Origin of the sequence: Pannonibacter sp. XCT-53, from assembly GCF_009915765.1 — a bacterium.
GTDB lineage: Bacteria > Pseudomonadota > Alphaproteobacteria > Rhizobiales > Stappiaceae > Pannonibacter > Pannonibacter tanglangensis.
This window is the reverse complement of sequence record NZ_JAABLQ010000001.1, coordinates 3,010,293-3,026,046: the sequence shown is the minus strand read 5'-3', so window position 1 is coordinate 3,026,046 and position 15,754 is coordinate 3,010,293. Positions and strand designations below refer to the sequence as shown.

Genomic DNA, 15,754 nt, shown 5'->3' with positions numbered 1-15,754 from the left:
CATGAAAAAGCGCGCCGCCCTCATCCCCCAAGCTGACGCAACGCGGCTATTCCGGGCGGCGCGTGCGGCCGGTTATGGATCGGCCCGGATCACCGTGCGCCCGGACGGAACAATTGAAGTTGAGGCCAGCGAGACGCCGGCCGAACGTCCGACCCAGGACAGCAACTCATGGGACGAGGTGCTGCGGTGACGCAGTATCCTGCCATGCGCACGCGCCGCAATCCGCTGCCCAAACACTGCACCCTGGTTATTGACCGCCATGGCAAGTACCGGGTGCGGTTCCGCAAGCGGGGCTTTTCCTGCTACCTGCCTTTCCCGCCTGTCGGCGACGAGTTCGAGCGCGCCTATGCGGCTGCGCTCGCAGGCGTCAAGGAATGGACGGCCAACGTGGGCAGCGGACGGACGCGCGCGGGCTCGTTCGATGCGCTGGCAGTGTCATATTATCGGTCTGTCGAGTTCACCAGCCAGCGGCCCAGCACGCAAAAGACGTATAGAGGCATCATCGAGCGCTTCCGAAAGCTGCATGGTGACCGCCTCGTCCGCGACCTGCGGCGCGAGCACGTCAAGGCGATCATCGGCGGCATGGCCGACCGCCCGCACGCGGCAAACAATCTTCTCAAGGTGCTGAAAATCATGCTCGATCTGGCGCTCGACAATGGCTGGATCGACCGAAACCCCGCGCGCGGCGTGAAAGGATACGCGAAGAAAACGGCAGGGTTTCATTCTTGGACGGATGCCGAGATCGCGGCCTTCGAGGCGCGCCATCCGTCCGGCACAAAGGCGCGCCTCGCGCTGGCTTTGTTGCTCTACACGGCGCAAAGGCGCGGTGATGTGGCGCGGATGGGCTGGCAGCACGTGCGCGACGGTCGCTTGCATGTCGTGCAGGGCAAGACCGGCGCGGAACTGGCGCTGTCCCTGCATCCGGCGCTTCTCACTGAGCTTGAGGCGACGGCGCGGGACAACATGACCTTCCTCGTCACAGAGTTCGGCGCACCGTTTTCAGACGCAGGATTCGGTAATTGGTTTCGCGATCGCTGCCGGGAAGCCGGGCTCGTCAACTGTTCCGCCCATGGCCTGCGCAAGGCTGCCGCCCGGCGCATGGCCGAGGCCGGAATGAGCGCTGACATAATCAAGTCAGTGACCGGCCACACCAACCTTCGGACCGTTTCGATTTACACGGACGCTGCCGATCAGGCGCGCCTGGCCGATCACGGCATTGCTGCCATCGGGCGAGCAAAACAGGAACGGAAAATGTCCAACCTTTCGCCAGAGTTGGACAAAAGGGAGGGTAAGTAATTGAATTTTCAGGGAAAAGTAAATGTGATGGCGGACAGAGAGGGATTCGAACCCTCGATACGGTTTCCCGTATACACGCGTTCCAGGCGTGCGCCTTCAACCACTCGGCCACCTGTCCGTCTCGCGGCGGATGTCCGCCTGAGGTGGGCGGAATATACTCAGGCGGCGGGGGAGTGCAAGAACCTTGGCAAAGTTTTTTTCCCGGCTTGCGGGATCTGCCGGCAGCAGGCTGAAAAGTCTTGGGAAAACCGGGCTGCCGCACAGCCACGCGCTTGTGCATTGTCGCATCGCGGCGCTCCAACTAGGGTAACCTCGACAGGAGGCGGTCGTCCGGATGACGGGGCCGGCCGGAAGGGAGACTTGCAGATGTTCGCGCTGCTCAGGGGCCTGCTGCGGCTTTTCGGCTATTTCCTTCTCGGCGTCGCCGTCGTGGCGGCCGTGGTGGACGGCAGCAAGTCGATCGCGGCCACCGCCTTTGCTTTCACGCCGCTGCGCCAGGTCTGGTCGGAGCTGTCGGCTGCCTCGCTGCAGGCCGCGCGCGCCTCGGTGGAGGCCGCGCTCGGCCCCGCCGTGTGGGAGCTCGCGATCGAGACCCTGCTCGGCTGGCCGGTCTGGCTGGTGCTGCCGCCGCTTGCGGTCGTCTTTCTCATTCTCGGCACGCGCCGGCGCGTGTCCGCCGCGCTTGCCTGACAGGATCGCCCGATGTCCTTCATGCGTCTGCTCACCCAGAAATTCGAGCTGCCGACCGCGGCCGAGGCGCTGCCCGGCCGGGCCGACCCATACCGCCCCGGCGTGCGCCACGCCATCTTCGACCGGCCGCTGGATGGACCTCGACCCGCAGGCTGCCGCCAGGTCCTGCTCGGCATGGGGTGCTACTGGGGCGGCGAACGGCGCTTCTGGTCGCTGCCGGGCGTCGTGCTGACGGCGGCCGGCTACGCGGGCGGCCACACGCCCAATCCGACCGGGGCCGAGGTGGCCAGCGGCCGCACCGGCCATGCCGAAGTGGTGGCCGTCACATACGATCCGGCCGTCCTGCCGCTCGCCGCGCTGCTCTTGCACTTCTGGGAAGGGCATGACCCGACGCAAGGGATGCGCCAGGGCGACGACATCGGCACCCAGTTCCGCTCGCTCCTGCTCCTGCCCGATGCCGAGGATCTGGCCGTCGCCGAGGCTTCCCGCGCGGACTACGCGGCCGCGCTCAAGGCCGCAGGGCATCCGCGCGCCATAACCACGACGCTGGCGATCGACACCCGTTTCTATCTCGCGGAGGATTACCAGCAGCAGCATCTGGCCCGGGTGCCGGGCGCAAGCTGCACCACGAAGGGCTGCGGCGTGCCGGCACGGCCGCGCAGCGCGTCCGGCGAGGCCGTGACGTGACCCCAGACGACCGCCTGTCGCCGCATGCCGCCGGCCTGCCGCCGGGCGGCCTGCCGTCCGCCCCGGTGTCCCTCAGGTCCGGTGGGGCCGGGCTGCCCTGGGACCCGCCGCTCCGGGCCTCGCAGCTGCCCCTGCGGCCAAGCTTCGGGGAGCGGCTGCGGGTGGAGCTGCTGCTTGCGATCATGACGGCCCGCGCCGCGCTCGCGGATCAGCGCCTGCCCCTTGCTGTCCGCCTCGGACGGGCGCGTCCCCGGCTGCAACAGGCCCGGCTCCTGCTCAAGGTCTGCCGCGACGGGCTTGGCCCGGCCCATGCGCCGCGTGCGGCCCGGCTCAAGCTCGCCAGCAAGGCGCTCAAGTTGCTGGCGGACGGCGCAGGCCTGGCGCTGGTCGGCCTTGTTGGCGACGCGGAACCGCTGTCACCCGAGGATGACCGCCAGCTGGCGGGTCTCGATGCCCTGCTGCGCCGCTGCGAGGTGGATGCCGTGACGCTGGCGCCCGGCCTGATCGATGCGGTCGGGGCTGCCGAGGCCTTCGCCCGGGCTCGTCGCCAGAGCCATCGCCGCGCCGCCCGGGCCTTCGCCGCCCGCTCGCCGGAAATCTGCCGCAAGTGGCTCAAGGCCCTGCGGCGACAGGCCGTGCTCGCCGGGCTCCTGGTGGCGGAATGGCCCGAACCGGGGGCCGCGCCCGCTGCCCGGGCACCACATCCGGTCGACCCGCCCCCGGCGCATCTGCTGCAGGCCCATGCCGAGGATCTGGCCCGATATCTGAAGGTGGATGCGCTGTATCGCCGCCTTTGCGCCCAGCGGGCTAATGGTGCGGTGCCCCTGGCCTCGCCGGAGGCCGTGCGGATCGAGCGCAAGGCCCTGTGGCGCCGGCTGCGGCAGCGGGAGGCGCGACTGGCCCGCATGGCTGCGCCCTTGCCGTAACTGTAACCGATCCGTCCGGCTTGCAGGCCGTGGAGGCCTGTCGAATACCCGTTTTGAGCTTGTTAACCCTGCTCCGCTTACCCTAGCGGGAAGAGGAGCAGGACCAGCGCATCATGAGTTCAACATCGGGACAGGGCAAGCGCGTGTCGACGGCGGGACGCGTCCTGCTGGCCGGCTATTTCCTGGCTGTCTGCCTGCTCGTCATCGGCGTTGCGGTCCTGCCGCGTCCCGGGGAGCCGGTTGCCGTCTTCACGACGTCGCCGGTCCTGCCGGCCGCCGAGGTCGTCGCCCGGGCCGGCGGCAGCCTGATTGCCCTGTCGCCCGGCGGCCAGGTGGCGGTCACCCCGCTTTCCCGCGCGGGCGACATCGATCTGCTCTACCGCTCCGGTGCCTTCATCGTGACAGCCGCCTGGTTTGCCGAGGCCTGTCTGGCGCTGGTGCCTTCGGTCAACACGCAATTGCGCAGTTAAGGGAACCCCTTCGATGAACAGGCTCGATGATATTCGGGAAGTCTTCGGCAAGGCGCTGATGTATGTCATCTGGTTCAACGTGCTGCTGGTCATCGGCACGTCCTGGACCAACGAGACGGTGTCGACGGTCGTTCTGGCCGGCATCGCCTTGCTGTTCGGAACAGTGGCCACGGCCACGTGGATGAAGTTCGGCATCGCGGTCGAGACCCGCATCGTCTCGGCTATCTCGCTGGCCGGCCTGGTGGCGCTGTTCGTGGCGTCCCTTGCGAGCACCGATCCGGCGACCTCGTTCCAGACCGACGCGCACATGTACTTCTTCGCCATGCTCGCCCTTCTGGCCGGATGGGTCGACTGGCGCGCGCTGGTTGCCTATGCCGGGGTCGTGGCCGTGCACCATCTGGGGCTCAACTTCTTCCTGCCCTATGCCGTGTTCCCGGGCGGGGCAAACTTCGGCCGCGTCCTGTTCCATGCCGTGATCGTCGTCGGCGAGGTCGCGGCGCTGTGGTGGCTGACCGCCCAGGTCGAGGCGGCCTTTGCCGCCTCGGGCAAGGCGCTGGACGAGGCCAAGGCGGCCCAGGCTACCGCCATCGCTGCCCAGGGGGCCATGGACCAGCGCGCCCGGGAAGACCAGGCGCGTCAGGCCGAGATCTCCGGTCGCATCGCCCAGTTCCGCAAGGAAATCGAGACGCTGCTGTCCGGCGTGGCGCAGCGCAGCCAGAACTTGCGCCAGGCGGCGGGGCAGCTCGGCAATCTCGCCTCCGGCACGGCCGGTCAGGCCAGCACCGCAGCTCAGGCCTCCGACAAGGCTTCGGAAAACGTGCAGACGGTGGCCTCGGCCGCCGAGGAACTGTCGTCGTCCATTTCCGAGATCGCCCGCCAGGTGGCCCAGACCACCCAGATCGTTGCCCGGGCAACCGAAGGCGCGCAGACCTCCAATGCGAAGGTGGCCAGCCTTGCAAATGCCGCCAGCCGGATCGGGGAGGTCGTCACGCTGATCCAGGCCATTGCGGAGCAGACCAACCTTCTGGCGCTCAATGCGACCATCGAGGCGGCTCGTGCGGGTGAGGCCGGACGCGGCTTCGCCGTGGTGGCGGCAGAGGTGAAGGAACTGGCGACGCAGACCTCCCGCGCCACCGAGGAGATCGGTGCCCAGATTGCGGCGATCCAGACGGAAACCAAGGCTGCGGTCGAGGCCATCGGCGCCATCGCGCACACGATGGAGGACGTCAACCGCTACACCGGGGCGATCGCGGCGGCCGTCGAGGAGCAGGGGGCCGCAACAGCCGAGATTTCCCGCAATGTCAGCGAGGCGGCGCGCGGAACCGAGCTGGTTGCCAGCAGCATCGGTGGCCTGAATGCCGCTGCGGCCCAGACCACCGGGTCGGTCGGCACCGTTGCCGGCACCGCCGAGGAACTGGAGCAGGAGGCGGCCCGGATGCGCAAGAGCATCGACGCCTTCCTCCGCGACGTGGCCTGACGGCAGGCAGGCTGGCGACGGGGGCGTCCCACGCGCCAGAGGTTACCCGGCGACCGGCGCATCTGCTGCGCCGGTCGGTGTCATGTGCGGGGCCGCATCCTGCATGACCGGCGCCGCGTCAGCGGGGCGCCGGCAGCATCAGAAAGGCCGCAATCCGGCTGAGCGCTTCGGCATGGACCACCGCCCGGTCCGATCCGGCCGGATCCGCGCAGATCGCATCTTCCCCTTCGGCTTCCAGCAACTCCGTCGCGCCGGGCTTGCACAGGGCGAGGAAGCTGTAGTGGTGCGCCGGTGCGATGTAGCTGTGGCTGAAGTCGGGGATCAGCTCCGCGAACCTGCCACCGCTTGCGCCCACATCCGCCGCGATCGGGATTTCGCCAGGTGCCCCCAGGCTGATGACGGCGACGGGAATGCGGATCGCCTTCAGGCTGCCCGCCTTGTAGGACTGCGCCATGGCCGGATCGACGGCAACGCTGCGCGAAATGCGCGGATCGGTCAGCGACTGCTCGAACTCGGCCTGCGGCACGCCGGTCAGGTCCGTCCGGCCCTTGGCGTAGAAGCGGCAATCGACCTTGCCCGGTGCCGGCTCGGCGCAATAGTCCACGAAGGCCTGCTGGCTCGTCTCAGCCCCGGCCAGCGCCAAGGCCGTCACCCCGCCCAGTGAGAAGCCGACGACGGAGATCCTGTCCGTGTCGATGAGCGGACCAAGCTCCGGGGTCTGCAACAGGCTGGTCAGCAGCGCGCTGACATCCTTGGCGCGCTCCCAGTGGCGCAGGCTGCGGCGCGGCGAGCTGTCGCCGCTGGTGCTGCCCGGGTGATTGACCCCGGCGACGATGAAGCCCTGCGCCACCAGCCCGTTGGCCAGCCAGCTCATGGCGTCGATGTTGTTGCCCGATCCATGCGACAGCAGAACCAGCGGATGTTTGCCGGCCGGATAGGGCGCGCCCATGTTGACCGGGTTGCCGACGAAGACCGGATTGTCGCCAACGAGGCCGCGATAGGTCTTGCCGCCTGCCGGATACCAGACCGAGGCCATCAGCGGACCGTCCCGGTGTGCGGCCGTGACCTGCAGCCGCTCGTGCCCGGGATCAAGCCTGTCGGCTGCCCCGGCCGGCCCTGCCAGGGCGAGGATCAGGCAAACGGACTGCACGAGATGGCGGGTGAAGGTGCGGGCGAAGTTGCGAGATGTCACGGGCATGCAGGTGTCTCCTGTGTCAGCGGGATCGCTGAGGCCAGATGACTGGCCCATGCCGTTTGGGGCGACCTCGAACCGGATTCAGGTCGCCACGAACCGGATCAAGGAGGTAGAGACAGGGAAACGGCCGGTCCGGGACCTGCATCTGGGACCCCGCAACCGGTCGCGCCGTCGCCACGCACACCCGGTTTGCCCGATGCCGAGCTTTCCTGTCCCCGTCTTTGCCGCCGCGATCCTCGCCTGCCTGCTCCTGCGTCTTGTCTGGAGCGGCGAGGGCAGTCGCTGGCTGCGCCTGCTGATCGCCGTCTCGGCGGTCCAGTCGCTGATTGCCGCCGCCGTGCAGCATTACGGGATTGTGGAGCTGCGCTTCCTCCAGCCCTTCATGGCATCCCTCATTCCGCCGCTGACCTGGCTTGCCTTCGTGCAGGGCGCCTTGCGCCCGCTGGCGCCACGGGACGGGCTGGTGCAGCTCGCCGCGCCGGCCTTCGTGCTCTTCTGCATCGTCTTTGCCCCGTTGACGCTCGACGCAGTCCTGCCGGCGCTCTTCACTGGCTACGGCCTGCTGATGCTGCATGCGATGCGGAACGGGGCGGACCGCCTGCCGCTGGCCCGGCTGGAATCCAGCGCGCCGTCCTTGCGCTCCTGGCGGCTGCTCGCGATCCTGCTGATCGGATCGGCGGCCAGCGACGTGCTGATCGTCGCCGATATCCTGTTCTTCGCCGGCGACCTCAAGGGCAGCATCACCAGCGTCACGTCCTCGCTGTTGCTGCTGGGCCTCGGACTGATGGGGCTGGAACGGGCACAGGATGAGCCCGACACGCAGGCTTCCGGCGAAGACGTCCCAATCGAGGCGGTCGAACAGGCGGACGCGGCGTATCCGAGCGACGAGGAGCGGCAGCTGGTCGGCCGCGCGTTCGATCTTCTGACGACCTCGCGCCTGGCCGCTGATCCGGACCTCACCCTTGCGCGCCTCGCCCGCCGCCTCACGGTTCCGGCCAAGACGCTCTCCGCCGCCATCAACCGGGTGGAACAGATGAACGTCAGCCAGTTCGTCAACCGTTACCGGGTCGAGCTGGCCTGCCGGGCGCTGACGGCCGGGACCAGCGTCACCGAAGCAATGTTCGAGGCGGGCTTCCGCACCAAGTCCAACTTCAACCGCGAATTCCGGCGTGTCACCGGCCAGAGCCCGACCGGGTGGCAGCAGGCAAACGCGGGCCGTGCTCAGGCCTCTGCGTCGTCCCAGCCGATCACCTGAAGCTCGGGCCAAAGGCGCTTCAGCCTTGCGCTCTTCTCGGCATGGGTCTTCGCAGTGTCGAGCACCCTGTTCGGCACCAGCCGCATGGCAAAGAGAGTGGCAAGGCCAAACGGCGCGGCGATCTCGATCTTGTTCCCTGCTGTCATCCGGGCCGCGACAGCATGCGTCTTCGACGCATAGAGCGTCAGCGCTTCCGTGCTGCAGGTGAGCCTCGGATAGGCACTGCCGAAGCGCTCGGGATACCAGAGATGCACGCGCGCCTGGTTGCGCGTCTCGATCATCCCGGACAGCGCCGGCAGCGCGCCAGCAACGGCCCGGATCACCCGGTCTTCTGCGTCGTAGGACAGGTCGCCGCCATCGAAATACGTGACGTCATAATCCTTGATGCCATGGCCAACCGGCTTGCCGGTCATCAGGTTCCAGGCGTTCTGGTAGATCCCGCCGGAAACGAGCCACGCATCGGGCAGGCGGAGATCGCGGATTGTCTCCAGGATCTGCAGCACCACCGGCATCGCGCCGATCAGCCGGACCAGCGCTCTCCGCCGCTCATCCTCGCTGGCCCGCGCCGGATCGCCCAGCCGGAGCCGGTCGCGGCTGACGTCGTCAAGGCAGGACAGGCTGGCGGACATGACAAGGCTCCGGGAATCGACGCGATGCCCGGAGCCTTGCACGGCGGCATGGCCGCCGGACGACAGGAGAGGTAAGCGCGCCGATCAGACCTGCTTCAGATAGGCCGCGATGATGTCGCGGGCAGCTTCCAGGTCCTTCTTGGCGATCATCTCGGTCACCGTGTGGATGTAGCGGGTGCCGACGACGATGCCGACCGCCCGGGCCCCGGCCGCCGCCTGCTGGGCCGCCGCGCCATCTTGCCCGCCAGACCGCAGCATGGTGCGCTGGTAGGGGATCTTCTCGGCAATGGCGAGCGCCTCGATCTCGCTGACCAGCTGGCGGTCGGCGATGAACGAGCCGTCCTTCACATGCAGGCCAAAGCCGCCGCCGAGCGTCGTCGTGCGGTCCTGTTCGGGCACGCCCGGCGTGTCGCAGGCCAGCGTCACGTCGATGCCAAGGCCGATGTCCGGCTTGATCGCGTAGGATGCGGTGCGGGCACCGCGCAGGCCCACTTCCTCCTGCGCCGTGAAGGCGACATGGATCTCGCACTCATGCTTGGCCTTGCCGAGCGCGCGGATCGCCTCGATGCCGAGCCAGCAGGCGATGCGGTTGTCGAGCGCCTTGGAGACGATGGTGTCGCCCATTTCCAGCAGCGGCTCGTCCATGGTCACCATGTCGCCGATCTTGACGATCTCCTTGGCCTTCTCGCCAAGGCCCATGTCGATGACGAACTCGTCCGGCTCCGGTACCTTCTTGCGCTCGTCGGGCGAGGAAATGTGGATCGGCCGGCCGCCGGGGTTCATCACGGCCTTGAAATCTCCCTTGTCCGTCGACACCAGCACGCGGCGCGAGAACAGGTTGCGCGGGTCAAACCCGCCGACCGGATGAACGTGGACGAAACCCTTGTCCGTCACATGCGAGACCAGGAAGCCGATCTCGTCCATATGGCAGAGCAGCATCACCTTCTTCGGCGACTTCGACTTCTTGCGCGGATCGCGCCGGCACAGGAGCGAGCCCATCGGGTCGACGGTCACCTCGTCGAACAGGCCCTTGATTTCCGTTTCGATGAGCGCCCGCACCCGGTGCTCGTGACCGGGAACGCCCGGGGTCTCGCACAGCCGGCGCAACAGATCGATGTTCATGGAAGGAGTGTTCCTGAAAAGTGATTTGGGAACCATCAGACTAGGCCTGTGTCCAGCGCCGGGGAAGAGCGTTTCAGCTCTGCTGTGCGGCTTTTCTGAAGGCCTCAGCAAATCCTGCGGGACGCCTTGTCATTGCAGGATTGCGGCTTATACTCCCGCTCGCTTCAACGGGATGCGCCATGACCACCGGCCTTGCCACGACTGGGACCAGCCTCGCCGCCAGCGGAATGCGGGCGAAGCGCTTCGTCGTGCGCCGTCTGCGCAACCCGGCCGCCCAGGGCCCGGCCTGCGGACGATTTAGCCGCTGAGGACGCTCTCGGCGCCTCTGACATTCCCGTCCGCCTTCGCCTGCCTTCCTGTGGCATGCGCGCGCAATTCTGCTAAAAGACCCAACGACCTGATCGCCTGCTGCCGGATCCGCCTGCCCGGGACCCGCACATGGCCCAACGACCGAAGAGCTCATGTCTGACATCGACAGCCTTTACACCGAGATTTCGGCCGCCATCGCCGCGGCCACCAGCGAGGCAGCCCTCGAGGAGGTGCGCATCGGCGCCCTTGGCAAGAAGGGCAGCATTTCCGAGATGCTGAAGACGCTGGGCTCGATGAGCCCGGAAGAGCGCCAGACGAGGGGCGCCGCGATCAACGGCCTCAAGACCCGCGTCACCGACGAACTGGCCGCCCGCAAGGACGTGCTCAAGGAAGCCGCGCTCGAGGCGCGTCTGGCCAGCGAGCGGGTCGACGTCACCTTGCCGCTGCGCGCCGCGCCTGCCGAAATGGGCCGGATCCATCCGATCGCCCAGGTGATCGACGAGCTGACCGCGATCTTTGCCGACATGGGCTTCTCGGTCGCCGAAGGTCCGGATATCGAAAGCGACGAGCTGAACTTCACCGCGCTGAACTTCCCGCTCGGCCATCCGGCACGCGACATGCACGACACCTTCTTCTTCCATCCGGACGAAGCCGGTGAACGCCTGCTGCTGCGCACCCACACCTCGCCGGTGCAGATCCGCACCATGCGCAGCCAGCAGCCGCCGATCCGCGTCATCATTCCGGGGCGCACCTATCGCTGCGACAGCGACCAGACCCACACGCCGATGTTCCATCAGGTGGAAGGCCTCGTCATCGACAAGGGCAGCCACATGGGTCACCTGAAGTGGATCCTGGAGGAGTTCTGCAAGGCCTTCTTCGAGGTCAAGGACATCAAGATGCGCTTCCGCCCGTCCTTCTTCCCCTTCACGGAGCCGTCCATGGAAGTGGACATCCAGTGCGACCGTTCGGGCGCCGAGGTGAAGTTCGGGGAAGGCAACGACTGGCTCGAGATCCTCGGCTGCGGCATGGTGCATCCCAACGTCATCCGCAACTGCGGCCTCGATCCGGACGAGTACCAGGGCTTTGCCTGGGGCATGGGCATCGACCGCATCGCCATGCTGAAATACGGCATGCCGGACCTGCGCGCCTTCTTTGATGCCGATGTCCGCTGGATCAAGCACTACGGCTTCCGCCCGCTCGACCTGCCGACGCTGTTCGGCGGCCTGTCGTCCTGACCCGATCGATCCCTCCCGGCGTGCCGCGCAGGGGCCGTCAGCCCGGCCCGCGCGCTGCCAAAGACACGAGATGACACGATGAAGTTCACGCTTTCCTGGCTCAAGGAGCATCTGGAGACCGACGCGACGCTCGACCAGATCGTCGAGCGCCTGACCATGATCGGTCTGGAAGTCGAAGACGTCACCGACCGCGCCGCCCGCCTCGCCCCGTTCAAGATCGCCAAGGTCGTCTCGGCCGAACAGCACCCGAACGCTGACCGCCTGCGCGTGCTCAAGGTCGACACCGGCTCGGGTGAGCTGCTGCAGGTCGTCTGTGGCGCGCCCAACGCCCGCGCCGGCCTCGTCGGCGTGCTCGGCAAGCCGGGCGACTACGTCCCCGGCCTCGACGTCACCCTCTCCGTCGGCAAGATCCGCGATGTCGAGAGCTTCGGCATGATGTGCTCCGAGCGCGAGCTGGAGCTGTCGGACGAGCACAACGGCATCATCGACCTGCCGCAAGACGCCCCCATCGGCATGTCCTTCGCCGAATACATGGGGCTTGGCGATCCGGTGATCGAGATCGGCCTGACGCCGAACCGCCCGGACTGCACCGCCGTCTACGGCATCGCCCGGGATCTCGCCGCCGCCGGCCTCGGCAAGCTGAAGGAGCGCAAGCACCTGCAGATCCGGGGCAGCTTCCCGTGCCCGACCAAGGTCGTCCTCGACTTCGGCGACACTCCGGCCCTGTGCAAGGCCTTCGGCCTGCGCCTCGTCAGGGGCGTCAAGAACGGCCCGTCGCCGAAGTGGCTGCAGGACCGTCTGGTTGCCATCGGCCTGCGCCCGATCAACGCGCTGGTCGACATCACCAACTACATGACCTTCGACCAGGGCCGCCCGCTGCACGTCTTCGATGCGGCCAAGGTGACCGGCAATCTGGTCGTCCGCCGCGGCCGCGCCGGCGAGGAGATCGAGGGCCTCAACGGCAAGACCTACCAGGTCGACGACAGCATCTGCGTCATCGCCGATGACAAGGGGCTGGAGTCGCTCGGCGGCATTCTCGGCGGCGAGCATTCCGGCTGCGACGAGACCACCGTCGACGTGCTGATCGAATCCGCGCTCTGGGACGAGACCGGCATCGCCCGCACCGGCCGCAAGCTCGGCGTCAACACCGATGCCCGCTACCGCTTCGAGCGCGGCGTCGATCCGGACTTCATGCTGCCGGGTCTCGAGATGGCGACCCAGATGGTGCTGGACCTGTGCGGCGGCACGCCGTCGGAGGTTGTCAGCGTCGGCCAGGTGCCGGACACCTCGCGCATCATCGAGTTCCCCTACCGCGAAGTGAAGCGCCTCACCGGCCTCGACCTGCCGGTTCCGGAAATCAACCTGATCCTCAAGTCGCTCGGCTTCTGGATCTCCGGCAGCGGTGAGACCGTCCGCGTCGCCCCGCCGAGCTGGCGTCCGGACATCGAGGGCAAGGCCGATCTTGCCGAGGAGGTCATGCGCATCGCCGGTCTCGACCGCGTCGCGCCGACGCCGCTGCCGCGTTCCGGCTCCGTCGGGGCCAGGGTGTTGACCGCCAGCCAGATCCGCCGCTCCCGTGCCCGCCGCACGCTGGCCGCGCGCGGCATGGACGAGGCCGTCACCTGGTCCTTCATCGCCAAGGCCCATGCGGAAGCCTTCGGCGGCGGCGCGCGCGAGCTGGAGCTCGCTAACCCGATCTCCGCCGACATGTCGCAGATGCGCCCGAGCCTGCTGCCGGGCCTGATCGCGGCTGCACAGCGCAACGCCGACCGCGGCTATGCCGATGTCGCCCTGTTCGAGGTCGGTCAGGTGTTCCTCACCGCCCGCGAGGATGGCCAGCGCATGGTCGTCGCCGGCGTCCGCCGCGGCACCGCCAAGCTCGCCGGCAATGGCCGGCACTGGTCGGGCTCCGCCGGCAGCGTTGACGTGTTTGATGCCAAGGCCGATGCGGAAGCCGTTCTGGCCGCCGCCGGCGCGCCGGTCGACAAGCTGCAGGTCTTCACCGATGCGCCCGGCTGGTTCCATCCGGGCCGCTCCGGCGCCTTCAAGCTCGGTCCGAAGCAGACGCTCGCCGTCTTCGGCGAGGTGCATCCGCGCACGCTGGGGCTGATGGACGTCGCCGGTCCGCTGGTGGCCTTCGAGATCTATCTCGACGCCATCCCCGAGCCGAAGGCCAAGCCGACCCGCTCCAAGGGCGCGCTCGACATCGCCGACCTGATGCCGGTCCGCCGCGACTTCGCCTTCGTGGTCGACAAGGACCTCAGCGCCGACAAGCTGCTGAAGGCCGCCCGTGGCGCCGAGAAGACGCTGATCGCCGACGTCAACCTCTTCGACATCTACGAAGGGCAGGGCGTGGGCGAAGGCAAGAAGTCGCTTGCCATCGACGTGACGCTGCAGCCCAAGGACCGCACGCTGACCGACGAGGAAATCGACGCCGTGGCAAAGAAGATCGTCGCCGCCGTCGAAAAGGCCACCGGCGGCACCCTGCGCGGCTGAGCGGTCTGATCCTGAATGCAGAAGCCCCGCGTGTGACCCAAGCGGGGCTTCTTTTTACGCTGATATTTACCCGGCTAACAATGTGCCGGATCAGAGCGCCGCATCGACGATCACATGCGACCGGCCATGGCTGCAGGCCTCGATCCGTGCGTCGACCCGGTAGACCTCGCGCAGCAGACCGGCCGTGATCACCTCGCCCACTGGTCCGCTGGCCACCAGCTGGCCGTTGGCCACCACCATCGCCTGGTCGCAGTAGCGCAGGGCGTGGTTGAGATCATGCAGCGCGATCAGCACCGCGATGCCCTGCCGACGGGCAAGGCCCTGCATGTACTGCAGCACCTCGATCTGGCGGAACAGGTCCAGCGCCGAGGTCGGCTCGTCCATCAGCAGCACGCGCGGCTTGCGCACCAGCGCCTGGGCGATGGCGACGAGCTGCCGCTGCCCGCCGGATAGCTGCCCGAGGTCGCGGAAGGCAAGGTCGGTGATCTTCAGCGAGGTGAGGATCTCGTCGATCTCGTCCAGCTCGCCATCGGCAACGCGCCACGAGCCGCCCTGCTTGGCAGCCAGAAGCACGGACTCGTAGACTGTCAGCACCGCATTGGCGCCGGTGTCCTGCGGCATGTAGCAGATCGGATGCGAGAGACTGTCCGTCCCCGACAGGTGGACCACGCCCTCACCCTTGATCAGCCCGGCGATGCGCTTGAACAGGGTCGACTTGCCGGCCGCATTCGGGCCGATCACCGCCGTCAGGGTGCCGCCCGACAGCGGTCCGGCGGACAGGCCGGAGAAGACGGCTTGCTTGCCGTAGCGCGCTCCCAGCGCTTCGAGCGTCAGGCTCACCATGCGCGCCTCCTGTTGGTGAAGATCAGCGAGAAGAAGAACGGCACGCCGACCAGCGCGGTGATCACGCCGATGGGCAGGATCGCCCCCGGAATGATCATCTTCGACAGGACCGACGTGGCCGACAGCATCAGCGCTCCGCAGAGCAGCGAGCCGGGCAGGAAGAAGCGCTGGTCCTCGCCCAGCAGCATTCGCGCGATATGCGGGCCGACGAGGCCGATGAAGCCGATGGTGCCGACGAAGGACACCGGGATCGCCGCCAGCAGGCTGACGAGCATCAGCGTTTCAAGCCGCAGCTGCTTCACGTTGACGCCGAAGGAGGCGGCCTTGTCATCGCCGAGCCGCAGCGCCGTCAGCGCCCAGGCCTGACGCGCGAACAGCGGCACGCAGACGACGAGCACGGCGCCGGTCACCGCCACCTTGCTCCAGGTCGCCTTGGTCAGCGAGCCCATGGTCCAGAACACCACCGCCGCCAGCGCCTGCTCGGAGGCCAGATACTGCAGCAGCGCCAGAAGCGCGTTGAAGGTGAACACCAGCGCGATGCCGAGCAGCACGATCGTCTCCACCGTCACCCCGCGCAGCGTCGAGACGGCATAGATGAACAGCGAGGCCAGCATCGCCATCAGGAACGCGTTGATCGGCACCATCAGCTCGAGCGCCAGCGGGAACACGGCAACACCGGCCACCAGTGCCAGCGCCGCGCCGAAACTGGCTGCCGCCGAAATGCCGAGCGTGAAGGGGCTGGCCAGCGGATTGGCAAGGATCGTCTGCATCTGCGCACCGGCCAGCGACAGCGACGCCCCCACCGTCACGGCCATCAGCGCGATGGGCATGCGGATGTCCCAGATGACCACGCGCAGCTGGTCCGAGACCCCGGCCGGGTCGACCAGCGCCGACAGCACCTCGCCAAGGCTGTAGCGGGCCGGCCCGAGGCCCATGTCGAGGGCGACGCTGAGGGCCAGCGTCACCAGCATCAGCGCCAGAATGATCAACCGCCGCGCGGTCAGCGCCCGGTAGCGCAGGCCGCCGGCGTCACCGGTTTCGGCCGGGGTCTTGGCCAGATCTGCTGCATCGACAACGGCCATCATCACCGCACCTCACTCGTCTGGATTGCCGCCGGAAACAGG

The 15,754-nt window shown here is 67.8% G+C and carries 16 protein-coding genes and 1 tRNA gene; 11 read left to right on the top strand and 6 right to left on the bottom strand.

From position 1 onward, the window contains the following. Window position 1 precedes the first annotated feature (1 nt). Window positions 2-190, top strand: coding sequence for a hypothetical protein (locus GWI72_RS13440; protein WP_161708907.1), 189 nt, complete (start codon window positions 2-4; stop codon window positions 188-190). Beyond that, window positions 169-1,296 (top strand): tyrosine-type recombinase/integrase, encoded by a 1,128-nt coding sequence (locus tag GWI72_RS13435; protein WP_209000110.1) that lies wholly within the window; start codon window positions 169-171, stop codon window positions 1,294-1,296. The genes GWI72_RS13440 and GWI72_RS13435 overlap by 22 nt, the downstream gene beginning before the upstream one ends. Window positions 1,297-1,324: 28 nt before the next feature. On the opposite strand, the gene GWI72_RS13430 is transcribed toward GWI72_RS13435, so the two are convergent. Continuing rightward, window positions 1,325-1,414, bottom strand: a tRNA-Ser gene (locus tag GWI72_RS13430). A 248-nt stretch (window positions 1,415-1,662) separates the two neighbouring features. Between GWI72_RS13430 and GWI72_RS13425 the strand changes: the two genes are divergently transcribed. The 5 genes from GWI72_RS13425 (at window position 1,663) to GWI72_RS13405 (ending at window position 5,546) form a co-directional block, all read left to right on the top strand. After that, a complete protein-coding gene (locus tag GWI72_RS13425; protein WP_161708905.1) occupies window positions 1,663-1,986 on the top strand; it encodes a hypothetical protein in 324 nt (107 codons plus the stop codon). Between the two features lie 12 nt (window positions 1,987-1,998). Next, the gene (msrA, locus tag GWI72_RS13420; RefSeq protein ID WP_161708904.1) at window positions 1,999-2,673 is read left to right on the top strand and encodes a peptide-methionine (S)-S-oxide reductase MsrA; all 675 of its coding nucleotides are present in this window, start codon (window positions 1,999-2,001) and stop codon (window positions 2,671-2,673) included. Next, window positions 2,670-3,599 (top strand): hypothetical protein, encoded by a 930-nt coding sequence (locus GWI72_RS13415; RefSeq protein WP_161708903.1) that lies wholly within the window; start codon window positions 2,670-2,672, stop codon window positions 3,597-3,599. The genes msrA and GWI72_RS13415 overlap by 4 nt, the downstream gene beginning before the upstream one ends. A 113-nt stretch (window positions 3,600-3,712) precedes the next feature. Further along, on the top strand, window positions 3,713-4,069 hold the full coding sequence (locus tag GWI72_RS13410) for a hypothetical protein (RefSeq protein ID WP_161708902.1): 357 nt from the start codon (window positions 3,713-3,715) through the stop codon (window positions 4,067-4,069). Between the two features lie 13 nt (window positions 4,070-4,082). Continuing rightward, the gene (locus GWI72_RS13405; RefSeq protein WP_161676692.1) at window positions 4,083-5,546 is read left to right on the top strand and encodes a methyl-accepting chemotaxis protein; all 1,464 of its coding nucleotides are present in this window, start codon (window positions 4,083-4,085) and stop codon (window positions 5,544-5,546) included. A 118-nt stretch (window positions 5,547-5,664) separates the two neighbouring features. Here GWI72_RS13405 and GWI72_RS13400 read toward each other — a convergent pair whose 3' ends face one another. After that, window positions 5,665-6,744 (bottom strand): alpha/beta hydrolase family protein, encoded by a 1,080-nt coding sequence (locus tag GWI72_RS13400; protein WP_161708901.1) that lies wholly within the window; start codon window positions 6,742-6,744, stop codon window positions 5,665-5,667. A gap of 193 nt (window positions 6,745-6,937) precedes the next feature. Between GWI72_RS13400 and GWI72_RS13395 the strand changes: the two genes are divergently transcribed. Then, window positions 6,938-7,996, top strand: coding sequence for an AraC family transcriptional regulator (locus GWI72_RS13395; RefSeq protein ID WP_161708900.1), 1,059 nt, complete (start codon window positions 6,938-6,940; stop codon window positions 7,994-7,996). On the opposite strand, the gene GWI72_RS13390 is transcribed toward GWI72_RS13395, so the two are convergent. Next, complete coding sequence (locus GWI72_RS13390) at window positions 7,963-8,625, bottom strand: nucleotidyltransferase family protein (protein ID WP_161708899.1); 663 nt, start codon at window positions 8,623-8,625, stop codon at window positions 7,963-7,965. The two genes, GWI72_RS13395 and GWI72_RS13390, sit on opposite strands and share 34 nt — an antisense overlap. A gap of 84 nt (window positions 8,626-8,709) precedes the next feature. Beyond that, complete coding sequence (locus GWI72_RS13385; protein ID WP_106753864.1) at window positions 8,710-9,747, bottom strand: M42 family metallopeptidase; 1,038 nt, start codon at window positions 9,745-9,747, stop codon at window positions 8,710-8,712. 179 nt (window positions 9,748-9,926) lie between these two features. Between GWI72_RS13385 and GWI72_RS20330 the strand changes: the two genes are divergently transcribed. The 3 genes from GWI72_RS20330 (at window position 9,927) to pheT (ending at window position 13,787) form a co-directional block, all read left to right on the top strand. Further along, entirely contained in the window at window positions 9,927-10,055 is a 129-nt protein-coding gene (locus GWI72_RS20330) for a hypothetical protein (RefSeq protein WP_280116346.1), read from the top strand. A 153-nt stretch (window positions 10,056-10,208) separates the two neighbouring features. Next, window positions 10,209-11,291, top strand: a complete 1,083-nt coding sequence (pheS, locus tag GWI72_RS13380) for a phenylalanine--tRNA ligase subunit alpha (protein WP_161708898.1) — start codon at window positions 10,209-10,211, stop codon at window positions 11,289-11,291. Window positions 11,292-11,369: 78 nt separating this feature from the next. Continuing rightward, window positions 11,370-13,787, top strand: coding sequence for a phenylalanine--tRNA ligase subunit beta (gene pheT, locus GWI72_RS13375; protein ID WP_161708897.1), 2,418 nt, complete (start codon window positions 11,370-11,372; stop codon window positions 13,785-13,787). Between the two features lie 90 nt (window positions 13,788-13,877). Here pheT and GWI72_RS13370 read toward each other — a convergent pair whose 3' ends face one another. Together GWI72_RS13370 and GWI72_RS13365 are read right to left on the bottom strand one after the other, a co-directional pair. Next, a complete protein-coding gene (locus GWI72_RS13370) occupies window positions 13,878-14,630 on the bottom strand; it encodes an ABC transporter ATP-binding protein (RefSeq protein ID WP_161708896.1) in 753 nt (250 codons plus the stop codon). Beyond that, window positions 14,624-15,712 (bottom strand): FecCD family ABC transporter permease, encoded by a 1,089-nt coding sequence (locus tag GWI72_RS13365; protein WP_390806485.1) that lies wholly within the window; start codon window positions 15,710-15,712, stop codon window positions 14,624-14,626. The genes GWI72_RS13370 and GWI72_RS13365 overlap by 7 nt, the downstream gene beginning before the upstream one ends. Between the last annotated feature and the right edge of the window lie 42 nt (window positions 15,713-15,754).

Coding starts and splice junctions, on each gene's coding strand:
- GWI72_RS13440 (WP_161708907.1), top strand. CDS start 2: ATGAAAAAGCGCGCCGCCCTCATCCCCCAAGCTGACGCAACGCGGCTA.
- GWI72_RS13435 (WP_209000110.1), top strand. CDS start 169: ATGGGACGAGGTGCTGCGGTGACGCAGTATCCTGCCATGCGCACGCGC.
- GWI72_RS13425 (WP_161708905.1), top strand. CDS start 1,663: ATGTTCGCGCTGCTCAGGGGCCTGCTGCGGCTTTTCGGCTATTTCCTT.
- msrA (WP_161708904.1), top strand. CDS start 1,999: ATGTCCTTCATGCGTCTGCTCACCCAGAAATTCGAGCTGCCGACCGCG.
- GWI72_RS13410 (WP_161708902.1), top strand. CDS start 3,713: ATGAGTTCAACATCGGGACAGGGCAAGCGCGTGTCGACGGCGGGACGC.
- GWI72_RS13405 (WP_161676692.1), top strand. CDS start 4,083: ATGAACAGGCTCGATGATATTCGGGAAGTCTTCGGCAAGGCGCTGATG.
- GWI72_RS13400 (WP_161708901.1), bottom strand. CDS start 6,744: ATGCCCGTGACATCTCGCAACTTCGCCCGCACCTTCACCCGCCATCTC.
- GWI72_RS13395 (WP_161708900.1), top strand. CDS start 6,938: ATGCCGAGCTTTCCTGTCCCCGTCTTTGCCGCCGCGATCCTCGCCTGC.
- GWI72_RS13390 (WP_161708899.1), bottom strand. CDS start 8,625: ATGTCCGCCAGCCTGTCCTGCCTTGACGACGTCAGCCGCGACCGGCTC.
- GWI72_RS13385 (WP_106753864.1), bottom strand. CDS start 9,747: ATGAACATCGATCTGTTGCGCCGGCTGTGCGAGACCCCGGGCGTTCCC.
- GWI72_RS20330 (WP_280116346.1), top strand. CDS start 9,927: ATGACCACCGGCCTTGCCACGACTGGGACCAGCCTCGCCGCCAGCGGA.
- pheS (WP_161708898.1), top strand. CDS start 10,209: ATGTCTGACATCGACAGCCTTTACACCGAGATTTCGGCCGCCATCGCC.
- pheT (WP_161708897.1), top strand. CDS start 11,370: ATGAAGTTCACGCTTTCCTGGCTCAAGGAGCATCTGGAGACCGACGCG.
- GWI72_RS13370 (WP_161708896.1), bottom strand. CDS start 14,630: ATGGTGAGCCTGACGCTCGAAGCGCTGGGAGCGCGCTACGGCAAGCAA.
- GWI72_RS13365 (WP_390806485.1), bottom strand. CDS start 15,712: ATGGCCGTTGTCGATGCAGCAGATCTGGCCAAGACCCCGGCCGAAACC.